At 44.2% G+C, this 16,699-nt stretch carries 15 protein-coding genes; 9 read left to right on the top strand and 6 right to left on the bottom strand.

Going from position 1 to position 16,699, the window contains the following annotated elements:
- The first annotated feature begins 11 nt into the window (after positions 1-11).
- From hutW to AB4585_RS08515, 4 genes are all read left to right on the top strand, one after another.
- Complete coding sequence (hutW, locus tag AB4585_RS08530; protein ID WP_372154655.1) at positions 12-1,421, top strand: heme anaerobic degradation radical SAM methyltransferase ChuW/HutW; 1,410 nt, start codon at positions 12-14, stop codon at positions 1,419-1,421.
- 58 nt (positions 1,422-1,479) lie between these two features.
- Positions 1,480-2,001: a heme utilization cystosolic carrier protein HutX gene (hutX, locus tag AB4585_RS08525; RefSeq protein WP_016784265.1), complete on the top strand. Its 522-nt coding sequence runs from the start codon at positions 1,480-1,482 to the stop codon at positions 1,999-2,001.
- Positions 2,002-2,156: 155 nt separating this feature from the next.
- Positions 2,157-2,687: a heme utilization protein HutZ gene (gene hutZ, locus AB4585_RS08520; protein WP_004731858.1), complete on the top strand. Its 531-nt coding sequence runs from the start codon at positions 2,157-2,159 to the stop codon at positions 2,685-2,687.
- 113 nt (positions 2,688-2,800) lie between these two features.
- On the top strand, positions 2,801-3,361 hold the full coding sequence (locus AB4585_RS08515; RefSeq protein WP_048610703.1) for an ATP--cob(I)alamin adenosyltransferase: 561 nt from the start codon (positions 2,801-2,803) through the stop codon (positions 3,359-3,361).
- Between the two features lie 94 nt (positions 3,362-3,455).
- Here AB4585_RS08515 and AB4585_RS08510 read toward each other — a convergent pair whose 3' ends face one another.
- Positions 3,456-4,370, bottom strand: a complete 915-nt coding sequence (locus tag AB4585_RS08510) for a chemotaxis protein (protein ID WP_017062751.1) — start codon at positions 4,368-4,370, stop codon at positions 3,456-3,458.
- A 170-nt stretch (positions 4,371-4,540) separates the two neighbouring features.
- On the opposite strand from AB4585_RS08510, the gene ppiC reads away from it, so the two are divergent.
- A complete protein-coding gene (gene ppiC, locus AB4585_RS08505; RefSeq protein WP_017630085.1) occupies positions 4,541-4,861 on the top strand; it encodes a peptidylprolyl isomerase PpiC in 321 nt (106 codons plus the stop codon).
- Positions 4,862-5,144: 283 nt separating this feature from the next.
- On the top strand, positions 5,145-6,551 hold the full coding sequence (locus AB4585_RS08500; protein ID WP_017062749.1) for an alpha-amylase family glycosyl hydrolase: 1,407 nt from the start codon (positions 5,145-5,147) through the stop codon (positions 6,549-6,551).
- A 128-nt stretch (positions 6,552-6,679) separates the two neighbouring features.
- Here the strand turns inward: AB4585_RS08500 and AB4585_RS08495 are convergent, their stop codons facing one another.
- The 4 genes from AB4585_RS08495 to AB4585_RS08480 form a co-directional block, all read right to left on the bottom strand.
- A complete protein-coding gene (locus AB4585_RS08495; RefSeq protein ID WP_017062748.1) occupies positions 6,680-8,551 on the bottom strand; it encodes a methyl-accepting chemotaxis protein in 1,872 nt (623 codons plus the stop codon).
- A gap of 435 nt (positions 8,552-8,986) precedes the next feature.
- Entirely contained in the window at positions 8,987-10,357 is a 1,371-nt protein-coding gene (locus AB4585_RS08490) for a YjiH family protein (RefSeq protein WP_372154656.1), read from the bottom strand.
- 228 nt (positions 10,358-10,585) lie between these two features.
- Entirely contained in the window at positions 10,586-11,260 is a 675-nt protein-coding gene (locus AB4585_RS08485) for a YoaK family protein (protein WP_048609721.1), read from the bottom strand.
- A gap of 175 nt (positions 11,261-11,435) precedes the next feature.
- Positions 11,436-11,918 carry a GFA family protein gene (locus AB4585_RS08480; protein WP_170926836.1) on the bottom strand — a complete coding sequence of 161 codons (483 nt, stop codon included), beginning with the start codon at positions 11,916-11,918 and terminating at the stop codon, positions 11,436-11,438.
- A gap of 32 nt (positions 11,919-11,950) precedes the next feature.
- On the opposite strand from AB4585_RS08480, the gene AB4585_RS08475 reads away from it, so the two are divergent.
- The 3 genes from AB4585_RS08475 (at position 11,951) to AB4585_RS08465 (ending at position 14,615) form a co-directional block, all read left to right on the top strand.
- Positions 11,951-12,604 (top strand): hypothetical protein, encoded by a 654-nt coding sequence (locus AB4585_RS08475; protein WP_372123951.1) that lies wholly within the window; start codon positions 11,951-11,953, stop codon positions 12,602-12,604.
- A 124-nt stretch (positions 12,605-12,728) separates the two neighbouring features.
- A complete protein-coding gene (locus tag AB4585_RS08470) occupies positions 12,729-13,028 on the top strand; it encodes an isoamylase early set domain-containing protein (RefSeq protein WP_009845720.1) in 300 nt (99 codons plus the stop codon).
- Positions 13,029-13,304: 276 nt separating this feature from the next.
- The gene (locus AB4585_RS08465; RefSeq protein ID WP_029235892.1) at positions 13,305-14,615 is read left to right on the top strand and encodes a peptidoglycan DD-metalloendopeptidase family protein; all 1,311 of its coding nucleotides are present in this window, start codon (positions 13,305-13,307) and stop codon (positions 14,613-14,615) included.
- A gap of 106 nt (positions 14,616-14,721) precedes the next feature.
- Here AB4585_RS08465 and AB4585_RS08460 read toward each other — a convergent pair whose 3' ends face one another.
- Entirely contained in the window at positions 14,722-16,566 is a 1,845-nt protein-coding gene (locus AB4585_RS08460) for a putative bifunctional diguanylate cyclase/phosphodiesterase (protein WP_372123953.1), read from the bottom strand.
- Positions 16,567-16,699: the final 133 nt, after the last annotated feature.

Here is a 16,699-nt window from a genome sequence, read left to right as displayed (position 1 = left end):
AGAGAGATTATATGAGTCTTAATATTTATAAATTTGACGAATCAATCTTGGGCGTTTCTAGCCCTGATCCGCTTCGTTTTGCGTTTGCGAAAAAGCATTCTGCACACGCCGGAGGAAGTTCAATTCCGGTCGACCCCAGTAAGAAGTTAGAACTCTTTGACGAACTGATGCTGAGTGAAGGGAAAAAACAGGATACGCGTTGCTTGTATATCCACATTCCTTTCTGTCGTGTGCGTTGTACGTTCTGCAATTTCTTCCAAAATGCCGCAAGCCGTAAATTAGTGGATGAGTATTTCGATGCACTGATGGTCGAGCTAAAGCAGAAAGCCAAAACACCTTGGGCTCAGTCTGGACTATTTCACGCCGTCTATATTGGTGGCGGAACTCCCACCGATTTGTCGTCTCAACAAGTTGAGCAGCTGGGTAAAGCGATTCGTCAATATTTCCCACTAGCAAACGATGTTGAGATGACATTGGAAGGGCGCATCAATCGATTTGGTGACGAGATGTTTGATCGTGCGCTTGAAGGTGGCTTCAATCGTTTCTCATTCGGTATTCAAAGTTTCAATACTCAAGTTCGACGCAGTGCTAAGCGCCTAGATGACCGAGAGGTTGTGCTAGAACGTATCAGTTCACTAAGCCGCACCGAGCAAGCGCCAATCGTTCTTGATCTGTTATACGGATTACCACACCAATCTATGGAAGTGTTCCAACAAGATTTAGAAGACTACATGTCTACTGGTGCACACGGCATTGACCTCTACCAACTGATTGTTGCGGGCAATGCACCTATGCTTAATCTTGTTGAGAAAGGAAAAATCCCACCGCCTGCGAATACGCCAGACAAGGCGAGCATGTATTTGGCGGGTGTGGAGTTCATGGCAAAAAATAAGGTTAAGCAACTCAGCGTAAACCACTGGACTCGTGATAACCGCGAACGCAGCATTTACAACAGCTTAGCGAAGACTTATGCCGAAGTTCTACCCATTGGTTGTGGCGCTGGTGGCAACATCGGTGGCCATGGTGTGATGCAGCATCGAACTTTAGACAGCTACATGGAGTCTATAAAGCAAGGTCAATTACCTATCGCCATGATGACTAAGCAAAGCTCATTAGAGCCTATCTTCTCAACATTAAAGGCAGGTTTCGATTCTGGTGTTGTTAGAAGAAGTACGCTACCGAGCTTTATGGGACAAGACACGTTCGACTACCTTAAGCCTTTGTTCGCGCATTGGGAAAAGAACGGTTTGGTTGAGCTTTCGGAAGATTATCTGAGCCTGACTATTGCTGGCAGTTTTTGGGCGGTAAGCCTAGCGCAGAGTGTGATTCAAGTGCTTAACGCTGAATACCAAGCTATGCACCCAGCGCCTAAAACGTCAGGTTCGGGCGTACACCCGCATGCAAGTTTAAAGCACGCCTAATATCGAATTTTTAGTTTATAACTTACGCAAATTACTCGTTTATACGGAAACATATTCAATGACAGATACAACATTAGAAATGACAGAAACTCTAGAACAACGCGTAGCTCTAATTTTAGAAGAAGAGCCAAAACTACTGCCAACAGCAATTGCTGAGAAGCTAGGTGTTTCAGAAGTTGAAGTGGTTGCTGCTTTTCCAAACGACATGGCGGTAATGCTCGATGGCAGCCGTGCTCAAGAGATTCTAGAAGGTTTAGTGGGTTGGGGCCCTGTGACCACTATCGTGCATTCATTTGGTTCTATCTTTGAAGTAAAAGCGCCATTCCCGAAAGGTAAAGTAGCGCGTGGTTACTACAACCTGATGGGCAAAGAGGGCGAGCTTCATGGCCACCTAAAACTGGATAACGTTAAACATATCGGTTTGGTGAGCAAGGCGTTCATGGGTCGTGAAAGTCATTACTTCGGCTTCTTCAGTGAAACCGGTGAGAACATTTTTAAGATTTACCTAGGCCGCAACGAAAAGCGTGAGCTTATTGCCGACCAAGTAGAACGCTTCAAAGCGCTAAAAGAACAAGCTTAAGTTCAATTTACAGTAAATAATCAGCAGCAATCTTACATAGGGTTGCCAACTGGCTTAAACAAGACATCAATGCTCTAGGATCGTTTAGTTCGCTAATGATCGCTCAACCTTGGGCAAAAATAATAAATCAGAGAAAGTGAAGAAAGGAATTACCCATGGAACAGCAAGTAAAACAAGAACGTCTACAAGGTCGCCTAGGTCCAGAAATTAAAGAGTTTCGCCAAGAGCGCCGTACCCTTCAACTTGCAACGGTTGATGAAGAAGGTCGCCCGAACGTAAGTTACGCACCTTTCGTTCAGAACCAAGAAGGTTACTTTGTTCTAATTTCTGATATTGCTCGTCATGCTCGCAACTTGAAAGCGAACCCTCAGGTCTCTTTGATGATGATTGAAGACGAAGAGAGCTCGAAGCAACTTTACGCACGTAAACGTTTAACGTTTGATGCTCAAGCAAGTGTTGTGGAGCGTGAAACGGAACTTTGGACTCAAGTGATTGGCCAGATGCAAGAGCGTTTTGGTGAAATCATTGATGGTTTGAGCCAACTTCAAGACTTCTCTCTGTTTAACCTTAAAGCTGAGAACGGCCTGTTCGTTAAAGGCTTTGGTCAGGCATACCAAGTGTCAGGCGACGATCTGGTGGATTTCGTTCACCTACAAGAAGGTCACAAAAAAGTATCTAACGAGTAATCTCGTTTAATCGATTTCTTTAGGAGCCCTCCAATGTGAGGGCTTTTTTATGTCTAAATCAAAGAGTTTGGTATATTGGCGTTTGATGACTATTTATATGTAAGGATCGGTACGTGAAACCAGTAAGTCGAGATTGGGACGAGTTCTGTTACCCGTTTATTTATGAAGACAGTCCTATCTGTGATTTTGAGATTTTGTCGGATGAACTTTGTTGCCGAGTTGGATTGGTGTTGTCTTTAGAGCTAGAGCCTCAGGTTCGTGAGATCCTGCAACGCTTGCAGCCAAACATCTACCATTTGAATGGCTCTGTGCGCGGTAAGCTTGCCATCACCGAGTCTGAATTGGTCGAGCTCAAGCAAGATTATCATCGTATCCGTGAGCAGTTAGAAGGGGGGTTTAAAGGCTTTGTCTTACCCGGTGGACACCGAGTGTCTAGTGAACTTCACTTGTGTCGTTGTCAGGCTAAGAAAGTTGTGCGAGCTTTGGTGAGTATTGAACATCATGAAAGCAAAAAGTCGCCAGACCCGATTCTTTTTAAATACGCCAACCTAGTCGCGAACACTCTCTATGCATTGGCCTCTTTTACCAATCATGTGAATGAAGTCGAGGAAGTGGAATTTGTGAGTAAGAGCTACTCTATGCCGAAAAAGTCTATGCCAGAAAACAAAGACTAACGGTTAGCTCTATTCTTATTAAGATTTGAAGAAAGAAGAGACTAAGAAGCTAAACCATTGAGCACTATGCCAGGTTTAGCTTCTATAACAGAGCCTAAGCAGCCGTAGAGGCGCCGTTTAAGACTTTTGCGCCGCGTAGCATAGCTTCGATTAATTCACCCGCGTTGAACTTCTCAAGCGCTTCATGCGCCCCCACCTGATTAGCACGGTCGACACAGATCTCACTGGACAGTGAGGTATGCAAAATACAGTAAGCGTGACTTAAAGCGCTGTCGTTTTGCACTTCAAATGCAAGCTCATAACCATCTAATCCCGGCATCTCGATATCACTCACCAGAAGATCAATGGCATTGCCAGCGCTGGCTTGGCGTCGCATTAGGTCGATGGCATCTAAGCCGTTGTTACATATGCTGTAAGGGATGTTGATGCTGTCTAAGGCATCAGATAACTGTTTACGTGCAATCAAAGAGTCATCCACTAATAAGATGTTCAATGCTTTGAGGCGTTCCCTTTCTACATCGGTCAGCATCGGGATATGAGCATTCTCATAAGCTGGGTAGATCTTAGAAAGCAGCAGTTCCACATCGAGCATTTGCACAATACGGTCTTCAAAACGTGTAATACCCGTTACAAACACATTGCGACCCACACTGGTGGGTGGAGATTCAATGCTCTTCCAGTCGCATTCAATGATTTTATCAATTGAACGAACCAAGAACGCCACAACTGTTCTCAAACAGTCAGTAACGATGAGTACACAATCTTGGTATTCAGCGGGTGTTATCGGACGGAAGCCAATCGCAGCGGACATATCAATCACAGGAACTGTAAGGTCGCGGATAGTCACTGTACCAATCACGTGATGATGGGAGTAGGGGATCTGAGTCATCGGCTGAAAAGGGACGATTTCTCTGACCTTAAGCGTGCCAATCGCAAAACTTTGAGTGAGGGACAACTTGAACATCAACATTCCCTGTGACTGACTCGCTTTACTGATCGGTTTGGCCATAAGTGGCTCCTACTTAATACGCGCTTAATTTATAAGGATTAATTTAAAGGGAAATGGAAGCCGCAGCAAGTCGCGATGCGGTTTTTAATGGCCTTTAAGGCAGTTGTTTTCGGTTATAGAGTGAAGAATAGCGGTTCTTGGGTTAAAATCACGCTAAATACTCGCTGTCGATGGTTAGTCGACAAGCAGACAGCAACAAACTGAGAATTATCATGGCAAGAACAGCAGCAGCGCTTCATATTTTGGTGAAGCATAAAGAACTAGCAGAAGACATCATGACGCAGCTTAAAAAGGGCGCTAAATTTCAAACGCTAGCGAAGAAACATTCAACCTGTCCATCTGGTAAAAAGGGCGGCGACCTAGGTGAGTTCAAAAAAGGTCAAATGGTGCCTCAGTTTGATAAGGTTTGTTTCTCTGGCGAGACGCTTGTACCACACCTTGTGAAAACAAAATTTGGCTGGCACGTCGTGAAGGTTCTTTACAGAACTTAGTTATAAATATGTGTTAGATTGAATAAAAGGAGCGTATATACGCTCCTTTTTTGTGACTTTTGTGCGCGTTTTAAAGCACTACGGTTGAGTGTTCATCCCAGACGTTATGCGATAATTGGTGCTACGCCCTCAACCATCCACCGTGAGTAATTGGTAGGAGGAGGAGGGTTTTTAATGAGTAACTCATATAATAAATGCCATTCTTGAGGAAATTTATTGCAGCTTTGCCTTTTAGCCTTTGCCTTTTCTAAAAAGCTGTAAACGAGTTTGGTAGGAGAACAACATGGAGAGTTCAGCTATGTTAAGCAAACCAGCGACAGATGTCATATTGCATGCCTTTGACTGGTGCTACGCTGACGTAATGAAGAACGCCCCACTGATCCAAGAGTTGGGTTATAAATCTGTTTTAGTATCACCGGCGATGAAATCGCTGCGCGGCCCTAAAGGTTGCGATCGAAATTCTGGTACTCAATGGTGGCAACGCTATCAGCCCCAAGACTATCGTGTGATCGATAATCAGTTGGGTGACACACAAGATTTTAAAGCGATGGTCGACACGTTAAAGCGACATGGGCTTCGTACTTATGTGGATGTGGTGTTCAACCACATGGCCAACGAATCGGGTATCCGCGGTGATCTAACGTATCCCAATCAGCAAGACATGGCGTCTTATCAAAAAGATGCTGACTATTATGAATCCATACGTTTGTTTGGTGACCTTTCTGAGCCTCTTTTTGATGAGAACGACTTCGTGGAGGCGTTTGGCATCAAGAACTGGAAAGACACTTGGGAAGTGCAAAACGGGCGTATTACCGGTGGCGCGAGCGACCCTGGCCTGCCAACGCTGCTTGATAACGATAATGTGGTGGCACAGCAAAGAGCCTACCTAAAAGCACTGAAAGAGATTGGTGTGAAAGGGTTTCGCATTGACGCGGCAAAGCACATGACACTGGCACATCTACGCAAGGTGTGGACTGATGACATCTGCGAAGAAATGCACATCTTCGGTGAGATCATTACCGATGGCGGCGCAACAGAAGAAGAGTATGAGCTGTTCCTTGAGCCTTATCTTAAACACACTCGCTTAGGCGCTTACGATTTCCCGTTGTTCAACACCATCTTCAAAGCATTTGAAGAGCAGGGCAGCTTTAAGTCTTTGATTAACCCATACTGTTTTGGTCAGGCTCTGTCGAATATGCGAGCGATCACGTTTGCGGTCACTCATGATATTCCCAATAACGAGGTGTTTTTGGAGCATGTGATGGATGAAGTGGATGAGCGATTGGCTCATGCTTTCATTCTTGGTCGAGACGGCGGTGTGCCGCTTGTTTACAGTGAACTGAGCACCAGCGGTATTCTGGACAAGAGCGGTCAGCCTCGTTGGCTTAACGACTGGCAAGCGCCTTACATGAAAAGCATGATTCAATTCCATAACCATGTTCATGGCGAAGCGATGCGTGTGGTTGAAGCGAATGATGATTTGTTGGTGTTTGTCCGTGGCGATAAAGGCATTGTGGTGATCAACAAGTCGAAGCGAAGCAAAACAGCCTCATTAAATTGGACTGGTGCGGTAACCGATTTACTGTCGGATGATGTGTTTGAATGTGTTGGTAAGGATTTAACCATCAAGGTGGAATCGAACCAATGCATGATGTTAACGACGAATGAATTGAAGCCTGTCACGAGTTAACTTGGATAGACTAGAAAGAGAAGCCCTGCTTACTGGCAATCAGTAATCGGGGCTTTTTATTTTAAGCTATTGCTCGGTAACTAAACCAAATGGCGACTCAGCCAAACGGCAACTGAGCCAAACCTTGGTTAAACCGTAAACTTATTCAATAGCTCGTCTTGTTGGCGAACATTGTCAGTTTGCTGCTGCATTGCGGTATTCGCTTCTTGGGCCGCTGTTGATACTTGTGTTGAAAGGTCTTTGATCTTAACAGTGTTGTTATTGATCTCTTCCGCTACTAAGCTCTGCTCTTCTGCCGCTGAAGCAATCTGGATGTTCATATCTGAGATGCGTTGAATCGCGTCACGGATACGGTCAAGTGAAGAGTTCGCTTGCTGAGCGCGTTCAACGGCGTCAGTGGCTGTGTCTTTACTTTGGTTCATCGCGTTCGATACTGAGCTTGCACCCGCTTGGAGCTGCTCGATCATGTTGCGGATTTCCGTAGTTGATTCTTGAGTACGTTGTGCCAGAGTACGAACTTCATCGGCAACGACTGCGAAACCACGGCCTGATTCACCAGCACGCGCCGCTTCAATAGCCGCATTCAATGCCAGTAGGTTGGTTTGGTCTGCAATATCGTTGATTACTTTTAGAATTGTTTCGATGTTGGCTGTTGCTGATTCAAGTACTTGTACTTCGGCAACCGCTTGGTCGATACGTGCTGAAAGGTTATCAATCGCTTGAGTGGTGTCACTTACGACAGATGTGCCGTCTAGCGTTGCTTCGTCTGCTTCACGGGCTGCCGCTGCTGCGCCTTGAGCATTGTTTGCAACTTCAGTTGCAGTAACCGCCATCTCGTTCATTGCAGTCGCTAACTGTTCAAGCTCTTCCAGTTGGGTATTCATCGCTTTCGCTGATTCGCCTGCACCTTTAACCGTGATTTCAGTACCACGCTTAATTTCAACACCAATCGCTTTCGATTGAATGATCTGATTTTGCAGGTTTTCAGTAAAGGTGTTGAAACCTTTCGCTAGGTCAGAGAACTCTTGGTCTGTGTTGGTATCTAGGCGCTTAGTTAAATCACCTTGACCGCTCGCCACATCTTGAATGGCTTGGTTAAGCGCATCCAGTGGACGCATTAACACACGAATCAGAACAGTCAGTGCAATGATGCTGAGAATAACTGCAATCAACGAGTAGATCATTGAGCTGTTCTTCAATTCTTCAACGGTTTGGAACGCGATCTCTTCATCGAGGATTGCACCTATATACCAATCTTCACTAGGGATGTGGGTGAAATTAACTAGGAACATTTTGCCGTCGACTTCAATTTCTTGAGAGCCTTCACGAATAGTCGCTTGTGGCATGTAGCTTGATAGCGTTTCACCGTTGTTTTTCGCATTTGGGTGAGCAATCGTGGTGCCGTCGGCTGTTACTAGGAACAGGTAACCCGCATCAAACAAGTTCACTTGGTTGACCAAGGTAGCAAGGTTCGTCAATTCTAGGTCGTAGAACATACCCGCAGTAAAGCGGCCGTTGTCTTTAACTGGAGTACCTACTGATATGATGACTTTCTTACTTGATGCATCCACATAAGGAGCGGTAACAACTAAACTGTTTTTGGATTTAGCATCAATGTACCAAGGACGAATTCGTGGGTCGTAGTCTGGACCGGCATCCCAACCATCATCATTTTCAATAACGAAACCGTTTGCTTCATAACCAAAACCAACCGCTAGGAAGCTGTTTTTAAGCTTTGGCTTTTCTAAGATTTCTTTAACGTAAGCGCGATCTTCAGGGTTGATCTCGATGACTTCAGTCGTCGATTGAGCCAACGCTTTCTTGGCGTTCATCTCCGATACGACGGTATTTTTCACGCCCGAGACCATCTCTTTCAGGCTCGCATTGACGTGGTTTTCTACTGCACTTCTTACAGTGTAAAGTTGTTGTATTGAAAGCAATGATACTGTCACTAGCAGCAAGGCTGATGATGCAGCAACCACCTTATGGCTAAATTTCATTGAGTTTTCCCCTTCTCACAGGCTTTGCGAAGACTAAAGTTAATCGTGTTTTTGTAATTATATATATCGACTAGATTGGATTTTACTTGAATGTAATTTCACAAAATAGACTACAAAAATACAACAACCTAAACAATGCAAAATTCACTAAAGCGCATATTTGTTGCTTTTAGTATTTGGTTCAATGAGTTGGGGAATGGGGCTAGACGGAGTTTAAGGAGGAATTAAGAATGTATTAATTTGATAGTTATGCGTTCAGTTTTCTATTAAAAAGAGGCGGGGTGAACAAACGATATGAAATCAAATGACATGCAGAGCTTATAAATTAATTGAACTCCAAATAATACTGTGTATATATTTTCGCAAATAAAAAGCCCCACAAAAGTGAGGCTTTATAAACTGAATCTTTATTGAGTTACATAAGTAGTATCTAATTTAGAATATTAGATGCGCTACACCAGTGATAACTGGAAGCGTAATTAACGTACGTAGAATAAAGATAATAAACAGTTCTAAGATGTTCACTGGAATCTTACTGCCTAGAAGTAGAGCGCCCACCTCAGACATGTAGATCAGCTGAGTTACCGACATTGCTGCAATAACAAAGCGAGTCATCTCGTTGTCGATAGAAGCCGCAAGGATTGCTGGGATAAACATGTCCGCAAAACCAACAACAATCGTTTCAGATGCTGCAACCGCTTCAGGAACACCAAGTAGCTCTAGGAATGGAATGAAAGGCTGACCTAGGATTGAGAACACAGACGTGTATTCCGCAATAACCAGTGCCATTGTACCTAAACCCATAACAACAGGCAGTACGCCAAATACCATATCTACGGCGTTACGAACGCCTTCGCCAAATACAGATTTAGCCGACTTTACTTGAGATGCTTTATTTACCGCTAGCTCAAGACCCCAAGAGAACGTTGAGTGACCTGCTGGGATCGCGTCAGCGTCTTTGTGCGGCTTGCTGCCATCAATGAAAGTATCTTTCTTCATGCTTAGTGGTGGAAGGCGAGGGATGATCACCGCTGCCACAATACCCGCTAAACAGATTGCTGCGTAGAAAGGTAGGAACAGGTGCTCTAGTTCTACCTGAGCAATAACCACAAGACTGAATGTGATAGATACTGCTGAGAAAGTCGTACCAACAACCGCAGCTTCACGCTGAGTGTAGAATTTCTTCTCGTACTGTTTGCTTGTAAGCAGGATACCAACACTGCCGTCACCCAACCAAGAAGCCATACAGTCAATAGCACTGCGGCCTGGTAGGTTGAAGATTGGACGCATGATTTTACTTAGTAGCGTGCCAAACAGCTCTAGTAGACCAAAGTTAAGTAGAAGCGGAAGTAGCAAACCAGCAAAGATGAATACTGAGAACAGTGTCGGAAGCAGGCCTTCTAGAACCAGACCACCAGTATTTTCTTCCCAAATAACCTCAGGGCCAACTTGGAAGAAAGCCATAACGGCTGCAGCACCACCAATTAAACGAACCAGCAACCACAGTGGAGATGGGTTGAAAAGGCCGTTTAAAAATGAATTTGATGTAATGAATGTAGGCTTAAAAATGGTGCTTAAAACTGAAGCTACAGACATGAAAGCAACGATCGCAGTGATGATAGGGACTAGATATTCACCGAAAACCGCTTGAATTGATTTGGCTAAGATAGCTACAGGGATGGTTAGATCACCTTGATAGCTGATTGGCGCCATGAAAAGGAATAAACCAATCAATGATGGGATTAAGAAAACCCAGAAACTGCCTTTAGATTTCTCTGTTTGAGCAGTATTCTTGTTGTTAGACATGTTATTGTTCTCGAATTTCTACACGTAAAAAAGCCACATCCTTGGCATTTTTATTCACTAAACGTCCGTATTTTCTCATTGGGTGCAAGATTACCCAGTATTAATATCGCTTGCAATACTATTCATCAAATATCGCTAAATATTCATACTGGTTATTCTGCAACGTATTAAGAGTTTAGAATAAAGTGTTGCGGATGTTACGTAGTTTGAGGTTATATTGCCAGATATTTATAAATTGACTGGGGTTTCAGTTCGATAGGTCAAGTATAACCAGTAGCTAAACGCAATAATGAAAGCAAAAGAGGCAGGGAAAGCCAATGCCAAGATTTCGAAGCGTTGGAACAGACAAGCGCCAATTAAGCCGCCAAACAGGAAGCCAACCACAATGAACATCAGGAGTTTGGCTTTACGGCGGTCAAAAGGCATGCCCTTTAAGCGAGCGCCAATCATGATCCCAAGATCGGTAATGATCCCGCTCATGTGTGTTGTTCGAATGATTGCCCCGCTGTAAGTGGTGATCATCGCGTTCTGCAAACCACACGCGGCTGAAGCGAAATACTGACCTGAAGTATAGCCTTGCAACAGTGTCCACAGCGCCAAAAACAGCAATCCACCCTCAATACATAGTGCAACACCGTAACGGCGTCCTAACTTCAATGCTTGGTTTTCAATAAAGAACCCGCTGAACGCCGCACCTAACATGAAGCTCATGATCACCAATAGGAGGTGAACAGAAGCCGAGGTCGGTGTAAGCAGGCTACTGCCTAGCAAAGACATGGTGCCGGAGATATGGGAGATAGCTTGATGTTGGAAGCCAAGTAAGCCGATAGCATTAACACTGCCAGCAAGACCAGCTAACAAAAGGGCGCCGTATTCAACCCAGCGAGGTAACTTAGAAATCATGTGGTTCACCCTGGGTTAAATAGAGGAGCAAGATTATAACGCTAGACAAAAGATACGCTAGCGCTGTGAAGCGGTGATATTTGATCTTAGGCAACAGTATTGCAGTTTGTTTTAATACTGTTGCTATATAAAGATAACGGTCAATAACGAGATAAAGATAACGCTCAATGACGAACTAGTTGTAATGGCTCATTTGGTGGTCGAACTTAACCCAACCGTGTTTGCGTTCTTCATAAACCGAAAAGCTCGGCAGTGGGAAGTCTTGCTCTTTAAATAATCCGAGCGGGACGATATAAAAATCAGCGGCGGCAACCGACTGCAAAAGCATGGTGGTGCCACACTTGGGACAAAACTGATAGGTGACTTCATTACCCGTATCGCTGATGCGTGAAAAAGAGGTCACTTCACCGCTGAGTGTAACTTGTTCTATTGGGAACCGAGCCTGAACGCCGAACACACTTCCGGTGCGTTTCTGACACTCATAGCAATGGCAGACAGATGTACGTTGAGGTTCACCTCGGCATACTAGGTTGACTGCTCCACAGCGGCATTCGCAACTTCTGATATTTCTGTCTTTAATATGATTGATATCCATCCATGCTCCACTTCTGGTTAACCCTGTATTGATAATTATACTAAAGCCCTTTATGGTCTGCACAACTGGATGAAAACAAAAGAATATAATTGCCCATGAAAAAGAAAATCTTACCTATCCCTCTGATTCTACTGATTCCAATTGTCATGCTGGTTGTGGTGATAGTAGCGGGTATTTATCGCTTTAGCTTAAGTGATGAAGAGATCTTGGCGAAGTTTCCTTCTTCTCAAGTGAGTTATGACCCAGTCGTAGAAACCGTTTTTGATTTGAAGACGACCAATCCATGGACAATTAAAGTTCCTGAGACTAACGCCTACGCTTTTATCAATGAAGTTGATGAGCCTAGAGCCATCGCGTTTGGACGCTATGACTCAGGTGTTGAGCGCGGTGTGGTAACGGTAGACACCAATAATCTTTCAGCCGCCACGTTGGGCAAGGCGAGTTTCTTTGTCGCGCCGATGTGGATATCTAACCAAGGCAGCGGTGTTTTCTATTATCTAGGCCTGTTTAAGCATGACCAGCAACGAAGCCGTGTGGTGTTAGTCGACCAACTTTTACTGGGTGATCGTATACAAATTCAGACATTGGAGGTAGCTCAGCAGCCAGGTTCGCAATCACAGAATAAACTTACTGGGGAAGGTTTTATCGGCTTTACTCAGCATTCTGCGGAACAATCATTTGCAGACCCCCCTTCTGAAAAGGTGTTAATGAGTTTTTCTTTTGATACGCAATCAATTGGTAAGCAATAACGTTTTCGTGAATGTAAGGATCTGTTGTTTATGTGAGCCAAATTACATATTATCTTAGTTAGATGAATGAAATTTAGACACAGTTAGCTTTGTGTCCGCTTATTATTACAAATGGAGCTTGCGAATGATTAATAAACGTTTTTTTAAGACGAAAGATGAAGTTGAAGTGACCTTCGAGCTAGAAGCTCAGGAAGCGAACTCTGTATCCATCGTTGCTGACTTTCTTGATTGGAAAGCCACCCCAATGAAAAAACTGGCCAAAGGGAAGGTTTACAAGTTTAAAACTCGTCTACCTAAAGATGGCGAGTTTCAATTCCGCTACCTAGTTGATGACCAACAATGGGTGAACGATGCGAATGCCGATCGTTACATCCCAAATGAATTTGGTGAAGACAACTGCCTAGTGTCGACGGTAAACGCATAATCTTTTCTTAAAGCCAGCGACTAATTCGCTTCGTTTATTAATTATTCGAAACGGAATAACGTCAACCAATAGAAAGCAGAAACTAGCCGTTTCTGCTTTTTTATTTTTAAATTTAGCGGTTAATTTTATTTCTTATCTAGTGGCTCTTCATCTACGGCAACTCAATGACTTAGGCTAAGTTGGGAAGATTCACATCATATTATGACAATGCATTGATGATTTATGCGTTTGAAAAGCATATCATATGCCTTTATATCGTAGAAAGACCTGTTTACCGTGTATTCAAAAATATTTCCCTCTCCGTTTGCTGAGCTTTCACCTGTAAAAAAAGTAGCTATTTTGGGACTGCCACTTATTGCTGCGATTGGTGTTGCTTTGCAATCGTCACAATCGGATCTGACGAAAACGATCGATCTTGATTTGCCCGACTCAACCGTGATTGAGTCAATTCTGTCACCTTCTTCTGTTACTGTTATCGAACCGCCAACGTTTGAGTACCAAATTCAATCTGGCGATAACTTGAGTAGCATCTTCACTCAGCTTGGATTTTCTTACAAATCGATGATGAGCGTGATGGAAACTGATTTGAACTTCCTTGCTTTAGATACGCTTCGTCCGGGTAATACATTACGCTTTTGGCGTGATGAAGCGACCGGCGACCTTTCTAAAATGGAACTTCAATTTAGCGTCGCGGACAAAGTGGTTTACCGATTACTTGATGACGGCAGCTACGAATTCGAAGACATCTCTATTCCTGGTGAATGGAAGCAAAAACCTCTCGTGGGTGATATTCATGGCAGCTTCTCAATGTCGGCGAATAAAGCTGGCCTGAACAGCCTTGAGATTGACCATATTGTGACTCTTCTTAAAGACAAGCTGAACTTCAGCCGCGACCTACGTGCTGGCGATCAGTTTGAAGTGCTTCAAAAAGCGCAATATGTTGATGGTGTTGCAACCGGAAAACGTGAAATTGAAGCAATTAAGATCATGAATCGTAACCGCGTTGTGTCAGCATACTTACACACCGACGGACAATATTACGATGCTAATGGCGATAGCCTTCAACGTGCTTTCCAACGTTACCCAGTGAGCAGTAGCTGGCGTCAGAGTTCTCAATTTAACCCTAAACGTCTACACCCTGTGACTGGCCGAATCTCACCGCACAACGGTACGGATTTCGCGACACCAATTGGCACACCTGTTCAAGCAACGGGTGATGGCAAAGTGATCATGACGCGTAAACACCCTTATGCGGGTAACTATGTGGTGATTCAACACGGTAGCACTTATAAAACGCGCTACTTGCACTTAAGCAAGATCCTTGTTCGTAAAGGACAAACGGTATCTCGTGGTCAACGTATTGGCCTATCGGGTAAAACGGGTCGAGTGACAGGTGCTCACTTGCACTATGAACTGATCGAACGTGGTCGCCCTGTTGATGCGATGAAAGCGAATATCCCAATGGCCGATTCTGTGCCTAAAAAGGAAAAAGCGACATTCACAGCCGCGAGAGATGAAGCCGACAAGCTATTGAAGGCAGCGTTAGAAACGCGCAATCTAGCAATGGTTAATAATGCTAGTAAGTAGCTAGCCATTAAACTGTTTTAAAGCCGCAAGAGCATCACAAAGCACAGTCAGTGTTAAGTGATGCTCTTGCGGCTTTTTAGTTCTCAATAGAAGGTTCGGTAAGGGTTTAAACTAAAGGCTCTGAGTGCGCGACATAGCTAACGATAGCTTCAGGTCGCATTGGAGGTGAGTAGAGGTAACCTTGGATCTTGTCACATCCCATCGCGTGCAGCTTTTCTAATTGCTCACGCTTCTCAACACCTTCCGCAACCAAAGATACATCGAGTCTATGGGCCAGTTGAACAATCAGCCATACTACGCTCTCTGAGGTCGAACTAGTTAACAAGTCTCGAATAAAGGTCGCATCAATTTTAATGCAATCGATAGGGTAGCTGTGGATGTAGTTCAAACTGGAGTAGCCTGTACCAAAGTCGTCGAGTGCGATCGTGAAGCCTTGTCCTCTCAGAAAGTTAAGCGCGGATTTTGTCTCTTGTGTTGGCGATAACAGAACGGTTTCGGTTAACTCGATAACAAACTCATTCGCCTTAAAATGGTGCTGTTCAATGGTTCGAGTCAGGTAGGATATATAACGTTTCGAATCAGTAAGCTCGTGCGCAGAGCAGTTGATTCCAAGTTTAACCTTGTAGCCCAAGCCTTGCTCTAGTGTGGTTTTAGCGCGGCACACCAATTCAATAATGCGTTCACCTAATTCGACAATCAGCCCTGACTCTTCTGCCACTTGAATAAACTCTACGGGTGAGATGTCTCCATGTCTGGCGGTTTTCCAGCGAGTCAGTACCTCGAAATATTCCCATTGCGTTTCACCTTGACCCACAATCGGCTGTACCACTACGTACATTCCATTGCTGTCGGGGATATAGCTTTGTGAAATTGGGTTTTCCAGCTCACTTCGTAGCGCTGCGACTAGCTCGGTTTTTCTTTGGTAACGAACTCTTAAGTGAGTGTCATAACATTGAATATGAGTATCTTGGCTGTGTTTACACTCTTTAAGCGCCAAGCTGGTATTGAAGATGATTTGCTCAACGTCTTTGTTGTCTCCATCCGAACTGGCAATACCGATGCTGACGTCGAAATCTATCTTGATATCAACGCTACTGTAGCCCTGCTTAATTTTGGCCAGTATTTGTTCGCACACGGCTATCGGATCAGAATGGTAGGTGATGAAGGCGAACTCGTTGCCAGCAGTCCGGAAAGTCAGGTTGCTTTCAGGTAAAGTTCGGCGCAATATTTCTGCGACAAACTGCAGCACCTTGTCGCCAATATAATTACCGTGCATATCATTAATGGCTTTGAAGCTATTGATATCGAGTAAAGCCAGTGTAAACGGAGTGACGCTCTGTTGAGTAATCGACTCTAAGGTATCTGATAAACAGCTTCGGTTGAGTAACCCGGTTAGGCTGTCGTGTGACACCTCATAACTAAGCTGATTTACAAGTTGTTCGGAACGATCGTTAAACCACATTTCACGCAAGGTGTGGATGATGATGTCGGCGAACAATTGATGGTGCTTTACCACGTCTTGTTGCTGATCAGGGCTAAGAGGCGAGGTGAACGTTGAAAACAGCACGCCCATCACTTCGCCACTTTGAGTTTGAGTCGGGATCGCGATGGAGTTTTGTGAGGTGATTTCCTGCCTAAATGCCGATGTTGGCAATGACTGGACGATGTACTGAGAAAATGAGCAATCTGGGTGTCTTTGATTGAAGGCTTGTTGGTAGATGTGACCATGGCGCGCATTGATTTTGTCATGTAATACATGATCAGAATGGGCGATCACCAAAGGAACGGTTTGGTCAGGGAAGTACTTCTTCTCAATGATGCTAGTGTATTGAGTATCAAAGGTCTGATGTAAAGTAAGCACAGCTGACTCTAAAAGGTCGATACCTTCCAATTTCAGCAAACGGCCAATGCGCTCTGTGTCTATCATGCTATTGTGCGTATGTTGAGTCATAGCCACCACCCCTAGTTAACCAGATTCACTGTGTAAGCGGTATACGTATTATCTTGTATATGTGCGAACTTGTATAATCTATATGCGTCAAGTTTATTATTGACCGTGTTGTATAACTTTTCAAATTAAAATG

Source organism: Vibrio sp. 10N.222.49.C9 (genome assembly GCF_041474985.1).
Classification (GTDB): domain Bacteria; phylum Pseudomonadota; class Gammaproteobacteria; order Enterobacterales; family Vibrionaceae; genus Vibrio; species Vibrio crassostreae_C.
This window is presented reverse-complemented; position numbering and strand designations above follow the sequence as displayed.